General features: G+C 53.4%; 16 protein-coding genes. 5 read left to right on the forward strand and 11 right to left on the reverse strand.

All coding sequences use genetic code 11. The annotated features are described in order from the left end of the window. Positions 1-12: 12 nt before the first annotated feature. The 5 genes from coaBC to EQG79_RS10480 form a co-directional block, all read right to left on the reverse strand. Positions 13-1,242 carry a bifunctional phosphopantothenoylcysteine decarboxylase/phosphopantothenate--cysteine ligase CoaBC gene (coaBC, locus tag EQG79_RS10460; protein WP_129601441.1) on the reverse strand — a complete coding sequence of 410 codons (1,230 nt, stop codon included), beginning with the start codon at positions 1,240-1,242 and terminating at the stop codon, positions 13-15. A gap of 116 nt (positions 1,243-1,358) precedes the next feature. Then, positions 1,359-1,670, reverse strand: a complete 312-nt coding sequence (locus EQG79_RS10465; RefSeq protein WP_077922747.1) for a DNA-directed RNA polymerase subunit omega — start codon at positions 1,668-1,670, stop codon at positions 1,359-1,361. 89 nt (positions 1,671-1,759) lie between these two features. Beyond that, positions 1,760-2,665: an outer membrane protein assembly factor BamD gene (locus EQG79_RS10470; protein ID WP_077922748.1), complete on the reverse strand. Its 906-nt coding sequence runs from the start codon at positions 2,663-2,665 to the stop codon at positions 1,760-1,762. Positions 2,666-2,819: 154 nt separating this feature from the next. Continuing rightward, positions 2,820-3,476 (reverse strand): T9SS type A sorting domain-containing protein, encoded by a 657-nt coding sequence (locus EQG79_RS10475; RefSeq protein WP_129601442.1) that lies wholly within the window; start codon positions 3,474-3,476, stop codon positions 2,820-2,822. A gap of 95 nt (positions 3,477-3,571) precedes the next feature. Next, positions 3,572-5,392 carry an OstA-like protein gene (locus EQG79_RS10480; protein ID WP_129601443.1) on the reverse strand — a complete coding sequence of 607 codons (1,821 nt, stop codon included), beginning with the start codon at positions 5,390-5,392 and terminating at the stop codon, positions 3,572-3,574. Between the two features lie 42 nt (positions 5,393-5,434). Between EQG79_RS10480 and tilS the strand changes: the two genes are divergently transcribed. The 3 genes from tilS to EQG79_RS10495 all read left to right on the forward strand — a co-directional run bounded on the left by tilS (position 5,435) and on the right by EQG79_RS10495 (position 10,116). Beyond that, on the forward strand, positions 5,435-6,793 hold the full coding sequence (gene tilS / locus EQG79_RS10485; protein ID WP_129601444.1) for a tRNA lysidine(34) synthetase TilS: 1,359 nt from the start codon (positions 5,435-5,437) through the stop codon (positions 6,791-6,793). Between the two features lie 156 nt (positions 6,794-6,949). Then, entirely contained in the window at positions 6,950-9,241 is a 2,292-nt protein-coding gene (locus EQG79_RS10490; protein WP_129601445.1) for an OmpA family protein, read from the forward strand. A 143-nt stretch (positions 9,242-9,384) separates the two neighbouring features. Then, positions 9,385-10,116: an SDR family NAD(P)-dependent oxidoreductase gene (locus EQG79_RS10495; protein ID WP_129601446.1), complete on the forward strand. Its 732-nt coding sequence runs from the start codon at positions 9,385-9,387 to the stop codon at positions 10,114-10,116. Here the strand turns inward: EQG79_RS10495 and EQG79_RS10500 are convergent. From EQG79_RS10500 to EQG79_RS10520, 5 genes are all read right to left on the reverse strand, one after another. Further along, a complete protein-coding gene (locus EQG79_RS10500) occupies positions 10,113-10,628 on the reverse strand; it encodes a DinB family protein (RefSeq protein ID WP_129601583.1) in 516 nt (171 codons plus the stop codon). The two genes, EQG79_RS10495 and EQG79_RS10500, sit on opposite strands and share 4 nt — an antisense overlap. Before the next feature lie 33 nt (positions 10,629-10,661). Next, positions 10,662-11,447 carry a glucose 1-dehydrogenase gene (locus tag EQG79_RS10505; protein WP_129601447.1) on the reverse strand — a complete coding sequence of 262 codons (786 nt, stop codon included), beginning with the start codon at positions 11,445-11,447 and terminating at the stop codon, positions 10,662-10,664. A 35-nt stretch (positions 11,448-11,482) separates the two neighbouring features. Then, positions 11,483-12,694: a hypothetical protein gene (locus tag EQG79_RS10510; RefSeq protein WP_077922755.1), complete on the reverse strand. Its 1,212-nt coding sequence runs from the start codon at positions 12,692-12,694 to the stop codon at positions 11,483-11,485. A gap of 75 nt (positions 12,695-12,769) precedes the next feature. Beyond that, positions 12,770-13,594 carry a type 1 glutamine amidotransferase gene (locus tag EQG79_RS10515; protein WP_129601448.1) on the reverse strand — a complete coding sequence of 275 codons (825 nt, stop codon included), beginning with the start codon at positions 13,592-13,594 and terminating at the stop codon, positions 12,770-12,772. A 112-nt stretch (positions 13,595-13,706) separates the two neighbouring features. Further along, positions 13,707-14,807, reverse strand: a complete 1,101-nt coding sequence (locus EQG79_RS10520; RefSeq protein WP_077922757.1) for a carboxylate-amine ligase — start codon at positions 14,805-14,807, stop codon at positions 13,707-13,709. 120 nt (positions 14,808-14,927) lie between these two features. On the opposite strand from EQG79_RS10520, the gene EQG79_RS10525 reads away from it, so the two are divergent. Further along, positions 14,928-15,191, forward strand: a complete 264-nt coding sequence (locus EQG79_RS10525; protein WP_077922758.1) for a hypothetical protein — start codon at positions 14,928-14,930, stop codon at positions 15,189-15,191. A 92-nt stretch (positions 15,192-15,283) separates the two neighbouring features. Here the strand turns inward: EQG79_RS10525 and mtaB are convergent, their stop codons facing one another. Further along, complete coding sequence (gene mtaB, locus EQG79_RS10530) at positions 15,284-16,612, reverse strand: tRNA (N(6)-L-threonylcarbamoyladenosine(37)-C(2))-methylthiotransferase MtaB (RefSeq protein WP_129601449.1); 1,329 nt, start codon at positions 16,610-16,612, stop codon at positions 15,284-15,286. Positions 16,613-17,003: 391 nt separating this feature from the next. Between mtaB and EQG79_RS10535 the strand changes: the two genes are divergently transcribed. Continuing rightward, entirely contained in the window at positions 17,004-18,041 is a 1,038-nt protein-coding gene (locus tag EQG79_RS10535) for a glutamine synthetase beta-grasp domain-containing protein (protein ID WP_077922759.1), read from the forward strand. The last annotated feature ends 80 nt before the right edge of the window (positions 18,042-18,121 follow it).

Here is an 18,121-nt window from a genome sequence, read left to right on the forward strand (position 1 = left end):
ACGGGAAACCTGTCAGACGGTGAGGGCCGGCTGCGAACCGAGCTTCTCAAGTACGATCTGTAACAAATCCTGCGCCACGTCTTCTTTGGATTTCAAGGCAAATTCACGCACTTGTTCGTCCCTGTCAATAACGGTAATTTTATTGGTATCGTGTCCAAAACCAGCCCCCGAATCCCGCAGTGAATTTAGCACAATCCAGTCGAGGTTTTTGGCATGGAGTTTCTTGAGCGCGTTCTCCCGCTCGTTATTCGTTTCCAGCGCGAACCCCATCATCAACTGACCTTCCCGTTTTTGCTGACCCAGGGAAGCGGCAATGTCAACGGTTTTAACGAGTTCAATGGCGAACTGAGCTTCCTTCTTTTTGATCTTCTGATCAGCGGGGTGGGCCGGCGTATAATCGGCCACGGCGGCATTGAGAATCGTGATATCAGCCTGGCTAAAAGCGGCCTGTGTGGCGCTGAACATATCCTGGGCCGACCGCACGTCGATGCGCCGAATGGCGGGGTGGGGCAGAGGCAGGCTGGTAGGGCCGCTGACCAGGGTAACCAGTGCCCCAGCCTGCGCAAAGGCCGCTGCAATCGCGTACCCCATTTTGCCGGTAGAATGGTTACTGATATACCGCACCGGGTCGATAGGCTCCTGCGTGGGGCCAGCCGTAATCAGCACCTGTTTCCCGGTCAGGCTAGCCGTGGTGCTTTTAGCCCAGAACGTTTCCAGGACCTGTACAATGGCTTCGGGTTCGGCCAGGCGCCCTTCGCCCACCAGGCCACTGGCCAGTTCACCGTATTCAGCTCGTATGATGTGATTGCCGAATGACTCGAGCCGATGCAGGTTCTCGACTGTAGCCGGATGCCGGTACATGTCGAGGTCCATAGCCGGAGCGAAGAAGACGGGGCATTTTGCCGACAGATACACTGCCGACAGCAGGTCGTTGCAAATCGCATAGGCACAGCGGGCCAGGGTGTGGGCCGAAGCGGGTGCAATCACTACGGCGTCGGCCCAGAGGCCAAGCTCCACGTGATTGTTCCACTGCCCGTCTTCTGTATGGGCGAAAGCCGACAGTACGGGACGCTTCGATAAAGTAGCCAGCGTCAGCGGTGTGATGAATGTTTTGGCCGACTCGGTCATGACGACCTGCACGTCGGCCCCGGCCTTGACCAGCAGGCGAACAAGAAGCGCCGATTTATAGGCCGAAATACTGCCCGAAACACCTAAAAGAACTCGTTTACCGGCTAATACCATAGTCGTGATTACGTTAGCTGAACCGCCAGAACCGGCGCGGTTCGGGGCATGCGTCCAAACCAAAAAAACCGCACGGCATCTGGACCGTGCGGTTACTTGTATAGACCAGACGAAGACTACTGCGCTTCTTCGTCGTTATAACGCCAGTATACTTTACCCTCCAGAAATTCGTCGGTAGCGATCGATGTTGGCTTGGGCATACGCTCGTAGAATTTCGAAATCTCGATCTGCTCACGGTTCTCGAATACCTCTTCCAAGTTATCGACGGCCGAAACGAATTCTGACAATTTGTTGCTCAGCTCTTCTTTGTTCTTAGACGAGATCTGCCGGGCGCGCTTCGAGATAATCGACACCGACTCGTACAGGTTCCCCGTCTGGGCGGCAATCTTGTCGTTGTCGCGGGTGATGATAGATTGATTGGTTGCCATAATTTTCAGTGTTACTGTTTTCTGCCTTCGGTTTGATCAGCAGGCCGTTTCAGCAAGGATCTGTAAACGGCTCGTGTGCCCGAAAGCAATTATTGATTAGCCGCCGTGACCTTAGCTGGCCGACTGGCATCGGGCTGCGCATTCTGTTTTTCTTTTTCGCGTTCCTGTTCCAGCTTCGTCAGGCGCTCCAACTCTTTTTGGCTGGTTTCATACATTTTTTCCGACTCTTTCAGGAAGCGGCTCTTGGGGTATTTGTCAACAAACTCCTGATAATAATTGATTGCTTCCTGATAACGTTCCTTCTGTTTGGTCTCCAGGCTGTTCTGAGCCAGGCTGAACTCCGCGTCAACTTTCAGAAAGGCGAGTTCTTCGTTGTATTGCGAATCCGGAAACTCTTTCTGGAAGTTGTTGATCGCAATGACCGACGATTTGTACGAAGCAATGTTGAAACCGCTGGTTTTGTAATACAGTTTGGCTTTCTCGTAGGCTTTACGTTCCAGCTTTTGCCGTAGCTCCAGAATCATGCGGGTACAGTCGTCGCGGTATTTGCTGTCAGGATAAGCATTGATAAAATCCTGCAGAGCCGAGGTAGCTGTCAGCGTGTTCGACTGGTCGAGGTTGAACTGGGGCGTATCTTTGTACAGGGAGAAAGCGTACATATACATCGCTTCCTGGGCGTACTCCGAGCGGGCAAAGGTTTCGTAGAATTTCTTGAACAGCGTAGCGCTAAGCAGATACTGCTGCTGATGATATTGGGTATAGGCGTAGTAGAACTGAGCCATCTCCGACTCGGTGCTTCCCTTCAGAACCGGAATGAGTTCTTCAAACAGCAGCCCCGCCCGGTACCAGTCTTCTTTCTTATAATATTCTACCGCTCCTTTGTACTTCTCGTCATCGGTCCCGTTCTTCTGTAGTTTCGAGAATGGACTACACGAACCCAGCACAAACACAATCCACGTTCCCAGCAGAACCTTTACAAAATGACTTTGTTGCATACGAAGGCAAAGATACAAAAAAAACAGAGGCTACACCGTTTTAACGACGATGCAGCCTGGATAGTGCCGTGCCGGTCAAGTCTGTTATGACGATTGACCGTTAATTTGTGTTAAAGAAATCTGGCTTCTTTCGGCTTCAATGTAAGCACGCTACTTATTGATGGCGAACCAGCAGGCGTTTGGTGGCCACTTTTCTGCCGTCTACCGATAGTTGATACAGATAATAACCGGTGGGTAGGTTGCGGGTGCCGATGCGTAGTTTACGTTCTCCCTGCTCCAGGTTGTACTCGCCAACCGGAGCCCCCAGCACGTTCATCATGACAAGGCGGGCATCGCCCGGCGCCGTAAACTGATAATCAATCTCGGCCGCATCATCAGCCGGGTTTGGATAAGCGTTGGAAACGGAAATTTTCTCGTTGGCAAACAACCGATCTTCTGCCTTGATTTCAGATCCTGCCAATGGCCGCGCATCCGCAGATGCAATCGATCCCATTTCTGACGCCGAAGAGCGACCATTCGCCGACTTGGTCATGGGTTTGGTCATCAGCAAGGTGCGGTAGTGCTCGTTGATCGGCGTATTTTTCTGGAGGTGTACGGACCGATCGAGGCCGACCGTTGCGGGGTTAGGCACGAGCGAGAAGCGCCGTGACAACACCGGTTTTGAGGCTATTCGTGATGTCGTCGGGGTTCGGCCCAGTTCAAGCCGGCTGCCTTTTCGGGCGTCCGAATCCCGCTGAGCGACCTGCGCTCTGAGCGGGACTGTAGCCAAAAGCAAGCCCGACAACACACTCATAAGTATAAATTGTTTCATCAAGTTCGAATTCAGGTATACTCCTATTCACCACAAACGTATTCACGGAAAAAGACAAAGTCAACGACGTACTGTCTAAAAAATTGTTAAAACCATTAATTTATACTCCTTTGAACGAGTTTCTTAGCTAAAGGTTTAGTTGGCGACTTTGTTTTTAGTGTTTTTCTAGCGGCTGGCTGCTCGGCAGGCGGAGTCTCCAGCCACAGGACCTGTGCCTTGGTCGGCTTTTCGGCATCGCGCCATCGGAAGCCATCGAGTTCTTTGGCATCGTCGGTAATTTCTTTCGGCGGAATCAGCTGAGCGTCGGGCTGGCCGTAAAATCGAATGCGCCCTACTTTGTTGTCGGCAAATTCAATGTTCATGCGGCTACACTCAACGTGGTTCAGCCCAATCATCCGGTTCTTTTCATCCACAGCGTAATAAATACTCTGCCCGTTGCCCTCAACAACGACTCGTTCCAGAGCGGTCTGTTCGCGTACGGGTGCCGTCGCTGACGCGGGTGCTGTGTTATTCGCTACTACGCGCTGCCCTACGGTTTTCGTTGCAGCGGGTGTACTGGTTCGGGTAGCGATGGCCGTAGCCAGCGCAGTCGTCGACTTACCGGCTGTTGTTACCGGCGGGGCATCGATAACAGGCTTGGTTGTAAAATAGGCCGTAATAGTGCGTCCTTTTACCTGGTTGAAATTCTGAAGTGTATCGAGCGAAACCACGAACGATTTCGTTTTCATAAACATGGTGCTGATGCGATTATCCTTTAGCAGGGCCCGCATGGAGTCGGCCTCCATCTGGTACTTATTCTGGCTCCAGACGATGGGCTTTTTGTAGAAATAGATGGTAGAGTCGGCGGTGTTGTAGATCAGCGAATCGCACTTGCTCTGCAGGTCTGACTTGTAAACGAACACATTTTTCTGCCCCATGAGCCGACGGGTGTTGGTGACTTTATCATCGAAGGAGAACAGCGTATCGGCCCGCAGATAGAGCGTATCTTTGGTTTCTTCGTTGGCCAGGCTTTTAGCCACTGGCTTGCCCGTTACCCGCGACACCCCGGCTTTGCCGTTATAGCGAACATGCTCGCCGGTAATTACCGCCTTCCGGTCTTTGGCTACCATGATGACATTTCCTTTGGCAATTCCCAGTTCAGACACGTTATCATAATAGAGCGAATCACCCGTGAGTCGGTATTTAGGCGTTTCGACGGTGGCCCGTCGCTGAAAGTTGGAGATGCCGGAGGTTGTATTGTACTGACCTTCCCTGGCTGTCAGAACACCATCCTTGTTCGTAATTCGGGTCGGTCCCTGAAACGTCGCGATCCGACTGAGCGAATTATAGAGCAGCGAGTCGGCCGTTAACGTACCTTTGGGGTTGACGAGCTTAACATTCTGTCGAAAGGTAAAAAGCTTGCTGCGGGTATCGTAATAGCCTTCGCGACTGGTCAGCACGTTCTCTTTATCAACAATCCGGCCGGGCGTGGGATAGTGAGCGATACCCGAAATCATATCGTAGTCGAGCTGACCCGTGGTGAGCGTCATCTTGCGGTCGCGCATGGTCACGCGGCCACGCAGATTCGCCTGTCGGGTATTGCCGTAGTAGAACATGGTATCACCCCGTACGCTGATAGTATCGCCCTGGATGAGCCGAACGTTACCGTACGCTTCGATAACGTTTGTAGTTACGTTCTGAATCGCCAGGTTGCAGTACATGAGAATGCCTTTCTGCCGAAAACGAACGTTGTTGTATATTTTTCGGACAACCTGGCCCGGAACGTTTACCCCAACCAGGCTGTCGGCACCGGGTAACAACTCAACCTTATCCGTTGCTCCGGTCGACACGGGAGGACGGCCCACCTGAGCCAGTGCATCCACTGAACTGAACAGGCCGATCACAATACCCAGAAGCAATAGACAATACGTACGCATACTTACCATAACGACAAAACTACGGCAACCAGCCGAAGCCGGATGTTTAGGGAGCGATTTTTAAAATTTATTAACGAAAACAAGCTCATTGCTCCGCCCAATGCCGTATTGCTGGCCGTGAGTGGTGGACTCGACTCGATGGTGATGGCTCATCTGTTTCACCAGTCGGGTTTGCCGTTTGCCGTGGCCCATGTCAATTTTGGTTTACGGGGGGCTGAGTCAGACGCTGATGCTGCTTTTGTAGAAAACAGTGCGCAGGCATACGGGGTTCCGTTCCATCTGACACGGGTCGATACCGCTACCATTGCGGCCGGGCGCGGTATGTCTATCCAGATGGCCGCCCGCGATCTTCGCTATAGCTGGTTTACGGAACTCGTTCGCCAGCATGGGTATACAGCCGTGGCTACCGCTCATCATCAGAACGATGTCCTGGAAACGATCCTGCTGAACCTGACGAGGGGTACCGGCCTAGCGGGGCTGCGCGGGATTTTGCCCCGACAGGGAGAGGTGATCCGGCCGTTGCTGTTTGCCACTCGCGATGAACTCGCTGCCTATGCCCACGAAGCGTCTACACCCTACCGGGAGGATAGCTCCAATGCCGATGATAAATATGCTCGTAATCGTATTCGGCATCGGGTGGTACCGGTTCTGACGGAGCTGAACCCGGCCTTGCTGACCGAGACCTTACCGCGCAGCCTGGAAAAACTCCGCGCTGCCGATCGTCTGCTGGAACACCAGCTGGCCCAAAGCTGGCAGGCCGTTGCTGAGCAGCAGGCTGGCCGGATCTGGCTTCCCGCTCATAAACTGATTGACGTACGCGAGTCTGCTTTCCAGTTGGGCGAATGGCTCAGCTCCTATGGATTCAGGGCTGATCAGGTAAACGCCATGCTGGCCTGCCTCAGCCAGGCTACGGGTCAGGTATTCCAGTCGGCTAGCCACCGGGTCGTTCACGATCGGTTAGCGTCAGGACAAACGGGTTTGTCACTGGAGCCGCTGAGCCAGCTGGACGAGTACGCGATTATACTGCATGACTGGCCCGTAGCCCCGATAGAGGTTGCCGAACAGTTTGAACTGGTAGTCGAACTCGTCGAGCGGACGGACGGATTTTCAATACCTGCCGACCCATCAGTAGCCTGCCTGGATGCCGACCAGCTGCGGTTTCCGCTGACCGTACGTCCCTGGCACCTCGGAGACCGGATTCAGCCATTGGGGATGAAGGGAACAAAACTAATTAGCGATCTCCTGAACAGTAATAAGCTGCCCCGCCTGGAGCGGGAACGCATCGCGGTGCTGGTATCAGATTCCGAAATAGCCTGGGTGATTGGGCATCGGATCAGTCACCGATTCCGGATAACGGAACAGACCCGGCGGATCGCACAATTTAATTGGCGTCAGAAGTGACGATTGCCCCGAATGATCGTTCTAAAAATTGTACTTTTAATGTTCGTTATGGGCTGGTTTCGCTAACAACCACTGCTCTTTATACCGTTTGGAAATTCTGGCATTTATTTTGATAGTATCAGTCAAAAGCCCATCTTAATTAACGAAAATATACTCATGAACCGATTTATACGGGTTTTGCTGTTTGCAGGACTGGCCTTTTGGAGCCTGAACAGTCAGGCGCAAAGCGCGCGGTTGCGGACAGCAAACAAGCAGTTCGATAACTATAGTTACGTCAGCGCAGTACGGGCCTATGAGGAGTTTTTACGGGCCGATAAGAAGAAAGAGCCTGCTGAAACCCGCGAGGCCATGACCAAGCTGGGCTACAGCTACCGCAAGCTGCAGGATATGCGTAATGCCGAACGCGTATACGGCGATCTGGTAAAAGAATATACCGACCTCGATAGTGAAGTGTACCTCTACTACGCACAGGCTCTGGCGGCCAACGGAAAATACCGCGATTCGCAGAAGATGTACAGCCAGTACGGCGAAAAACAGGCGCAGGACCTGCGTGGCCGTCGATTTACGGTGTCTTACATGGATATGGGGCGATTCTACCAGGACTCGTCGTCGTATCGTTTGTATGACTTGCCAATCAACTCCAGACAGGCCGATTTCAGTCCGATGTATTACAAGAACGGACTTGTTTTCGTGTCGGCGCGTGACGAGTCAGGGGCGGTGAAACGGGTGTTCAACTGGAACCAGACGCCCTTCCTGGATCTGTATTTTCATCCTGATACCAACCAGCTGCGTGTGCCGGGCTCGGTGGTAACCCGAACAACGGGGGCTGCCGTCCTGGGCGGAGGTGGAGACGGCAAAGCACCAACCACCGAGGTAATAGAAGAGCCGCAGAAACTGACCAAAGCTGAAATATTCAACAAGACCCTGAACACCAAGTACCATGAGGGGCCGATGACGTTCACCAAAGATCAGAACTTTATCGTCTTTACCCGGAACAATACCAGCAAAGGAAAATCCGGAAAAAGCTCAGACGGGGTAAAGAAACTGAAATTGTATTCTTCCGTGAACAAGGGTGGTAAGTGGGTTGATATTAAGGAGTTACCCTTTAACAGTAGCGAGTATTCCGTGGGCCACCCGGCATTCTCGCCAGACAATACAAAACTGTATTTCGTATCCGACATGCCCGGTGGATTCGGGGGTACTGACATCTACGTCGTTGAATTCAATCCCAGTAGTGGCGAGTGGGGCACCCCCGTCAATATGGGTAAGGAGATCAATACCGAGGGGAACGAGATGTTTCCGTTTGCCGACGAAGGCGGAAACCTTTATTTCTCATCAGACGGCCATGAAGGATTAGGTGGACTTGACGTATTCTATGCTGAGCTCCGCGATGGTGTGGCCTACAAAGGGGTTCAGAACGCCGGCGCACCGATCAACTCCGAAAAAGATGATTTTGGGTTCATTACAGACCGGACCCGGACCAGTGGCTATTTCAGCAGCAACCGTAAAAAAGGCGTTAGCGACGACGATATCTATGCGTTCCGCCGTACGTGTAAACAGCTGAACATCCTGGTCTTCGATGCTAAAACGGGATCCCCGCTCGAAAACGCGGATGTCCGTATCCTGCGCAATGGCGTCAACCAGGATCTGCGGATTACCAACATAGAAGGCCGCACGGATCTGTGCATCGATACGAACACCGAATACGAGTTTAAGGCCATCAAAGAAGGGTTCGCCATGAACAGTGCCCGGTATTCGACAATGACCCAGTCGCCCCGAGCCGTGATGGAAATCAAAATCTATCTCGAACGCTCTGAGAACACGATTGTGAAGGGGGTTGTCAAGACCGAGGTGAACCAGCAGCCGGCTCCCGGGGTGAAAGTAACGCTGCGTAACGACAAGGATAAGTCGGAGCAAACGGTCATTACCGGTCCTGACGGCGGATATGAGTTTAATACCAAGCCCAACGCTCCGTATACCATTACGGCCCAGAAAGAACGCTACGCTACCAAGAAAACGCAGTACACGACGAAAACGAAACGCAACGCAAAAGTCATTACCGATTCGCTCGGTCTGTATGGGGTTGGCGACGTGTTCCAGCTGAAAAACATCTATTATGATCTCAATAAGTTCTTCATCCGTCCTGATGCGGCTCGCGAGCTCGATCACGTACTGGCCATTCTGAAAGAGTATCCGCAGATGCAGATCGAGCTGCGGTCCCATACCGACGCCCGGGCTACCGATACCTACAACATTCGGTTGTCAGAGAACCGGGCGCGGGCGGCCATGGATTATCTGGTTGCGCGGGGTATAGCCGCCAGCCGGTTAATGGCCCGCGGCTATGGCGAAGCTGAAATTCTGAACGGCTGCGTCGATGGCGTGAACTGTACGGAAAGCGAGCACCAGCAAAACCGACGAACCGAGTTCAAAGTACTGGCCGTGCAATAACGCAGTAACCAGAGACAATCTATACACGGGGTCCGCAAGCCCATCAGCCGGTTCGTCTGATGGGCTTGCGGACCCCATCGCTATTGGCAGGCTCAGTAAACACTTCTTTCGCCTGAGCGGTTAGGTCTGGTAAACTCAACAGCATGCGATTCAGGGATAAAGTGTGTATTGTTACCGGGGCAACCTCGGGTATTGGCCGGGCCACGGCCGAACGAATGGGCGAAGAGGGTGGAAAAGTGCTGGTGATCGGGCGCGACGAAGCGGATGGTCAGCAAGTTGTCCATACGATTGCAGGCAAAGGGGGCGAAGCTCGATTCGTTGCGGCTGATGTATCCGATCCGGAGGCCGTTGAGTCGGCGGTTCAGCAGGCCGTTTCGGCCTGGGGGCGGGTAGACGTTCTGGTCAATAATGCCGCCATGATGACGTTTACGCCCATCGTAGATCTGTCGCTGGAAGACTGGGATAAGGTGATGAACACCAACCTGCGCTCGGTATTCCTGTTCTGCAAGTATTGCATTCCGCATATGCAGGGAGGGGCCATTGTTAACATCAGCTCGGTACATGCCCACGAGACCACACCCAACGTTATTCCTTACGCTACGAGCAAGGGAGGGATGGAGGCTTTCACCCAGGGTGTTTCCCAGGAGTACGACCGGACCAGGGTGCGGATAAACTGCATAGCGCCCGGAGCCATCGATACGCCCATGCTCTGGGACAACCCAAACGTGAAAAATGGCCAGGAGAAAGTAGACCGCGCCAACGTGGGTCAGCCCGAAGATATCGCATCGGCGGTATGCTATCTGGCCTCCGACGAAGCCCGGTTTATCCATGGCACTACGCTGGTCGTTGACGGAGGTACCCTTAAAAAACTTTAAGACCAGCGTATAATGCGCGCGGTAACGGAAAGCTGGCCGACATGCCTCATGGTATGCTCGGCCGCGTGTACGTATAGCCCGATGAGGGTAGACGGAAGCTGCGCCCGGCCAACGCCCCGTACTTCGGTCAGGGTGCTCTGATCGGTTTGCCTGAGTTGCAGCAGCGCTTCGTCAACCTGCTGGTTAAACCGACGGACCAGGTCGACAGTCGTCAGAAATGACCCGGTTGGCGTGCTCTCCATCGACAAATCATTCAACTGACTCGATGACAGCTGCTCCCCCCGTGCGTACGTAAACATGCGGTCGAGAACGCCCGAAAGGTGCTGTAGATGAAAGCCTACCGAAGCGACGTTTCCGGGCTGCTCGCGCAGGAGCGCATCCGGGAAGCCGTCCATAAGCGAGTTGACTTCTTCGCGGGCCTGCAGCAGGGCATGAGCAACGGGCTGCAACAGGGCTGGCATATCGGGTAGAGGCCCGCGGAGCCAGACTTCAAGGTGGTTGAGAGGAATCATGGTTTTCATAACGTAGAGGCCCGATGACCTGACTCAAATGACGGTGCCGCCATCGGCATAAAACAGACTACCGGTGCTATAAGAAGAAGCATCGGCGGCTAGAAATAAGGCCAGGGGGCTGATTTCATCGGTTGTTCCCATGCGGGCAATGGGTAACCGTTTGGTAAAGTGGTCCAGGATCTTTTCGTCCTGCCAGAGCGCCTGGCTGAATTTGGTCTTGATCAGGCCCGGACAAATGGCGTTGACGCGTATCCCATCCGGGCCCCATTCTTTGGCCAGCACCTTGGTCAGCATGTTGAGGCTGGCTTTGCTGACGCTGTACATACCCAGACCCGGATCGGGTGTGTGGCCGGCAATGCTGCTCATCATAATGATACTGCCCCCGCCCCGGGCTTTCATGCTCGGGTAACACAGCTTACTCAACTCGAAGGGGGCTTTGACGTTAGCCTGCATAATCTTGTCGAAGGCGGCTCCGTCGCAGTCGAGCGAGGGGCCGAAGACGGGGTTCGAGGCTGCGTTGTTTACCAGTATGTCTATGCCGCCGTAGGTAGATATGGTCTTTTCTACCAGTTGCCCCAGCTGACTCATGTCGCCGACATGGGCCGCCACGCCGGTGGCTTCGCCCCCCTGGGCTCTGATGTCCTCGGCAAGGACGTCGCAGGCGTCCTGCTTCCGGCTGCTGACGATGACGTGAGCGCCAAATCTGGCGTATAAACGGGCTATGTCTTCGCCGATTCCTTTGCTGGCTCCGGTAATGATGGCTACTTTACCGGTCAGGTCGAAGATGGCTTTTTCAGTAAGATGAGGTTGGGTTTGCATGGGTACCTAAGGTGAAGGGTTGGGTGGGACGTGCCCTATTTTTCGAAGAAACAGACTGTGCCGCCGACCCAGTCTTTGTTTTTGTTGAAATTGACCCCGATCATCTCACCCCGGCTCAGGCGGGCCAGGTTCGTGAGCAGGGTAGGACGTGCGTCGCCCTTAGGCCAGATAAAGAGCATCCGTATTTCGCATTTCACCAGCCCATCGGGCGATTGGATAACGGGGTCGTAGGTTACCTTGTGTTGCAGCAGGTACCCGGCACGCTGGTCGGCCGGTATAGACGCCAGATCGTCGGGGGTTATGTTGATCTTGACGCCACTGCCTGCAAAGGAGAATAGCGGTTTCAATACATAATTCTCCAGGTCTGCCGGATACTCATTTAAGTCTGACAGGTAATGGCTGGCCGGAATAAATGGACTTTTGAGCAGAGGTAGGGTGTACTTGCTGATCCGGAAGAACCAGTTGGGGTGGCCGACCCACTCAACATGGACGTCGTCAGTGAGCTTGAAATCCGTTTGAAGGTCCGGGAAATTGCGCAGGTCGTCGAAAATCAGTCTGTTATAGATGCGACGGATCGGGACCATCCGGCCGTCACGCTCGTAGAGAAGCTGTCGCCCTTCCTTGCGGATTTTGGTCAGACATACGGCCTTCACCCCAATCGCTTTTTCGGTCAGCGCAAAATCGACGCGTGTCTTTTGTTTTTCCGGGAATATTTCGAGCAGAATCACCTCCTCCGGGTTGCAGTTGCCCACGATCAGCTGCCGGAGCGCCTGCGTGTATTCGTCGTTTGTGGCAACCGAAAACAGGTGCGAGAGTTCGTCTGGTACGGGGTAATAGGCGCGGAACTGACTGGCCAGATAGGGCTGAAAAGCATACAGAGACGGAAAGCCCTGCAGTTCGATCAGCTGGGGAGTTAGTTCACCCTGCTCGTCACGGCAAACCGCAAAGTCGACCGCCAGAAACTGGGTGTGTGCGCCCGGACCATCGAGGGGCTCATGGGGAACCCGCGCTTCGTTCGGAATGGCTCCTTCGGTCTGTTCGCGAAAGCTGGGCTGAGTAATGCCATCGACGATGTCGTCACAAGCCCTAAGAAGCTTGTTGGTCAGTACCCGGGGAACGAAAATGGGCGTTTCGGCCACACGGAAGTCCAGCTGACCAGGAAAATCCGATTCGATTTGAGCTAAGAAAGCCCGGTATTTTTCCGGGCTGAAGGCTTGGTTAAAGGCTATACGGGCGGAGTGAATCATCGGTATGTCAATTCATGACAAAGTAGAGTAGCCAAAACAAGCCAGCTGGCTGGCTTGTTTTGAGCCTTGGTTCAGCTAGTTGATAACCAGTTCCTGAGTGGCTGCCTGCGAACGAACGGCCTGACGGATGAAGCCCGGCAGAATAACCGACTCGGTCAGGGCAATCTTGTTGGGATCCTGCAGGTAGGTCATCATTTCGTCGTACTTCGTCTGGCCGAAGTTGGCTACGATCTGCTTTCGCTTCTCGTCAGACAGGAAATACCGGAGCATCCCCTCGTCGTCGGCTTCGGGGTGAAACTGAGTTCCTACAATTTCGGGCGAGAACCGGATGCCCATCAGCGCCCGGGGAAGTTTTACATGGGGTCTGATTTTTTCCAGGCAGAGAATACTGGCGCCCATATCTTCGATACGCTCCAGATCGGGTTTCAGAACCTGGTAGTCGCGCGAGTCAACGGCGTAGAACGGTTCGGGCAACCCGGCAAAAACGGGATCGCTGATGCCTTCGTCGGTTTTATGGATCGGGAAAATTCCGAACGAGGTCGATTTACGGCGGCTCAGTTCGCCCAGATTCAGATGTCTGGTCACGAGCTGGAACGAATGACAGATCAGGAACACATGCTTTTTGCGTTCGTTCTGACGGTTCCAGTCGAAAAGCTGATCAATCAGTTGGAAGTAGGGCTGCTCCCAGGCTTCTTCAGACGGGAGTGGGCTACCCGGGCCGCCAGACGAGATGTACAGGTCGTAATCCAGACCCGGTATTTCGTTATTGCCCCGAACGTTAAAGATATCGAAGGCCAGTTCAGTATGATCGTTTCCCTGCACGGTACGGATCGCGTGCAAAATACAACGCATCCCCTCATTGGGATGGTTGTTATTCATGTCCAGAACGGCAATTTTCATCGGATAAACTGTAAAATGAAGACTGAATACTGGCGCCGGGCTACGGGCCAAAAAAAGGGGGTAAGCCGCTTCTCAGCCCGCTGGCCGGGAGCCTTGTACGTGTCAATATCAACTACCTGATTCCGTAAGAAGTTTCCGAGACAATGTAATCGACCACCTGTTTAAGATCGCCGGTTTCCTGGAAAACAGCCAGTTGACGGTCGGCTCCCGTACCCATCTCCAGGATTTTAAGCACGTATTCGCATTCGGCCCGGCTACCCAGTTCGTCGACCACGTCGTCAATAAAAGCGAGCAGTTCGTGGATCAGCTGATGAGTGGGTACTTCTTCCTGTTTGCCGAAATCAATCAGCTTTCCTTCGATGCCATACCGGGCTGCGCGCCATTTATTTTCGTTGATCAGAATGCGCCGGTAGGGCCGGAAATTCAGGTTCTGACCCATCAGCTTATGAATTTTGGCAACCAGCGCCTGCATGATAGCCGCCAGGCAGATGGTCTCATCGACCCGCATCGGCACGTCGCAGATCCGGAACTCGATGGTGTCGAAGAAAGGATGAAGCCGGATGTCCCACCAGATCTTTTTACCGTTGTCGATACAGCCGGTTTTGACCAGCAGGTTGATATACTCGTCGTACTCGGCGGCCGACGCGAAAAAGTCCGGAATGCCCGTGCGCGGAAACTTGTCGAATACTTTAGAGCGGTACGATTTGAAGCCGGTATTTCGCCCCCGCCAGAAAGGCGAACTGGTCGACAGGGCGTAGATATGAGGCAGAAAGTACCGCACGGCGTTCATGATCTGAATCCCCTCGTTCCGGCTTTGAATGCCTACGTGGACGTGGAGACCGAAAATCAGGTTGGAACGAGCCACGTCGCGCATTTCTTCGATAAGCCGGTCGTAGCGTTCATTAGGGGTAATGAGCTGACTTTGCCAGTCCGAAAACGGATGGGTGCCGGCCGCTGCTACCTTGAGGTTCTGCTTCTCGGCCAGTTCAATAATCTCCTGACGCAGATACGTTACTTCCTGCCGGGCCTCGTGGATGTTGTGACAGATGTTAGTGCCTACTTCTACCACGGCCTGGTGCATCTCTGCTTTTACGCGCTCCTGAAGTATGATTTTGCCACCCTCTACCAGCTTGGACATGTGTGACCGGAGCTCGCGGGTTTCTGGGTCTATCGTCTGAAATTCTTCTTCGATTCCAAGGGTAAATTCAGGCATTTGTGCGTTGGGTTTGAAAGGATCAGATTATCATGTAAGACTGGAAACGAAGAGGTAAGATAATAGTTTTTCAAAACCGAATCATACCGGCTGTGTTTTTATGATAAATAGAAATGGATTATGAAAACGGAGCGGGAAAAAAAACTGATCACCAAATACTGGCTCTACGGCGGAAGCGGGGCCATGCTACTGGGCACTGGTCTGGCGGTGCTGTTACATGGTTCAAAGATGAAAGAGGTAGGCGAAGATCCCTGGTTCTGGGTCAGTACCGGTGGTTTCGCCCTGATTATGTCGGGGCTGAGTTTTATTGGCGACGCCAACCGGTTCAGAACCATGGCTGATGTCCTGAAAGAGCTTGACCAGCGGGCCGCAGCTCAGCAATAGAGATCCGACGGGACCAGTTGCTCAAACACGGCTACATAAAAAGAGGACCGGTAGTCATGCCGGTCCTCTTTTTATGTAGCCGTGTCGACCGATCAGTGGTGTTCCAACAAGACGGTTTCTTCTACTTCTACCAGCCCGTTGTGGTTGATGGTTGTGAGCCGCACGGGCAGTATTTCGTTTATCCGGAGCGGGTCGTACCGGGCCACTACCCGAACGTAGTTCTCGGTGAAGCCCTGCATGAATCCATCTTCCACATCTTCTTCGAACAGGACCGTTGCCTCGCGGCCCAGCTGCGACTCGTAAAAGGCACGGCGCATCTTTTCGGAAAGGATGTGCAGCATCCGGCTGCGTTCAGCCCGAACGTGGCCAGGTACAACCGGTTTAATGCTCAGCGCGGTAGTATTGGGCCGTTCGGAGTAGGTAAACACGTGCAGGTAGGAAACCGGCAGTTCGGTCAGGAACTGATAGGTTTCCAGAAACAGCTCTTCCGTTTCGCCGGGGTGCCCCACAATAACGTCGACGCCAATACAGGCATGGGGCATGAGCTCTTTGATTCGCGCCACGCGGTCGGCGTACAGGTCGCGTTTGTAACGCCGGCGCATCAGGCCGAGTACCCGGTTGCTGCCCGACTGCAGCGGCACGTGAAAATGCGGCACAAATCGCTTCGACGAGGCAACAAAGGCAATTATATCGTCGGTCAGCAGGTTTGGTTCGATACTCGAAATGCGGAACCGCTCGATGCCGTCTACGTCATCGAGTGCCCGGATCAGATCCAGGAAGGTTTCCTGCCGATCGGGTCCGCCAGACAGGCCGAAATCGCCAATGTTTACCCCCGTCAGAACGATTTCTTTGACCCCCCGTGCGGCAATGTCGCGGGCCGATGCCACGACATTGGCAATTGTATCGGACCGGCTCCTGCCCCGCGCCAGTGGAATGGTACAGTACGAACAGGGGTAATCGCAGCCATCCTGCACCTTCAGAAACGTACGGGTGCGGTCGTTGAGCGAATAGCTGGCGTGGTAATCGATGGCGTGTTCGATCGGGGAGTTGAAGATCCGGGCCGACTGCCCGTCCGGTACTTTCACGAACGTAGGCATCAGTTCATGCAACCGAAATTTCTCGGCTGCGCCCAGTACCGCATCGACGCCCGGAATGGCAGCAATTTCCTGTGGCTTCAACTGAGCGTAACAACCCAGGATAGCTATGTAGCCATCGGGGTTGATTTTCTGAGCCTCGCGAACAATCTTCCGGCACTTCTTGTCGGCATTATCCGTAACGGAGCAGGTATTTACAATAAAGATGTCGGGCTGCTGATTAAACTCAACCCGTTGGTACCCCTGTTGCTCCATCATCCGGGCCAGGGTCGACGTTTCCGAGAAGTTCAGCTTGCAGCCAAGCGTATAGAAAGCTACTTTTTTCACGATCAGTGGTATATCCTGCAAAAGTACAAAAAAACGCCCGGACGGGTTCCGCGTCAGCCGCTAATGAATGGCGTCGAATGGCAGGTTGTTCGATCGGATATTTTTACCTGTATAGGTTACCGTGATACAGCAAACAGGGTTGAAAAATAGAGTTGTCTGCGCTGAAAAGTTGTAGGAACGGTAGAAAGAGGTTGTACTGATGGGCAAAGATTTTTAATGAAAAATATGGCTGTTTACTGCACTGAACGAATTAAAATTATAATATTTCCATAAAAACAGTTGAAAATATGGCTTTTGCCTCCGAGGGCTTTTATAATTTATGGTGAAGCGCGCTTATATTTGCTAAACGTATCGTAACAAAACCCAAACAATTCATTCCACCTGTACAATCATGGCAAAGTCGAAGTTAGAGTACATTTGGCTCGATGGCTATAAGCCCACCCAAAGTCTGCGTTCCAAAACAAAAATCGAAGGCGATTTCTCCGGCAAACTAGAAGATTGCCCGATGTGGTCGTTTGACGGTTCTTCGACCGAGCAGGCCGAAGGCGGTTCTTCAGACTGTCTGCTGAAACCGGTATTCATCTGCCCTGACCCACAACGTAAGAATGGTTATCTGGTGATGTGCGAAGTACTGAACGCCGACGGAACCCCCCACGTAACCAACGGTCGCGCTACGATCCAGGACGACGATAACGATTTCTGGTTCGGTTTCGAACAGGAGTATTTCCTGTGGGACATGGCCATCGATAAGCCGCTGGGTTTCCCGGCCGAGGGTTTCCCCAAACGGCCACAGGGTCCTTATTACTGCTCGGTAGGTGCACAAAACGCCTATGGTCGTAATATCGTCGAAGAACATCTCGACGCCTGCCTGGAAGCGGGTCTGAACGTAGAAGGTATCAACGCCGAAGTAGCAACGGGTCAGTGGGAATTCCAGATTTTTGCCAAAGGTGCCAAAGACGCCGGAGATCAGATCTGGGTAGCCCGTTACCTCCTGGAGCGTATCGGCGAAAAATATAACGTATCGATCAACTGGCACTGCAAGCCGCTGGGCGACACCGACTGGAACGGATCGGGTATGCACGCCAACTTCTCCAACACGACGCTTCGTACGGCGGGCAGCAAGGAAGTATACGACAAAATCTGTAGCGGATTCGGTCGTACGCCTGAGATCATCAAAGCCTGCATCGATGTATACGGTGCCGATAACCACCTGCGCCTGACCGGCAAGCACGAAACCCAGTCGATCGATCAGTTCTCGTTCGGGGTGTCGGACCGGGGTGCCTCGATTCGTATCCCTATCGCTACGGTAGAGCGCGGCTGGAAAGGCTGGCTCGAAGATCGCCGGCCCAACTCGGCTGCTGATCCGTACAAAGTGGCAGCGGTAATCATCAAAACCGTTAAGGCGGCCGACGTTCTGGAAACGGCTTAATTGGCTTTTGTGTAGTTTAGATAAGCCCGGCTGCTTTGGTAGCCGGGCTTTTTTATGGGCCAGGTTGTAATCTGGGCTGA

This window comes from Spirosoma sordidisoli (genome assembly GCF_004138325.1).
Taxonomy (GTDB): Bacteria; Bacteroidota; Bacteroidia; order Cytophagales; family Spirosomataceae; genus Spirosoma; species Spirosoma sordidisoli.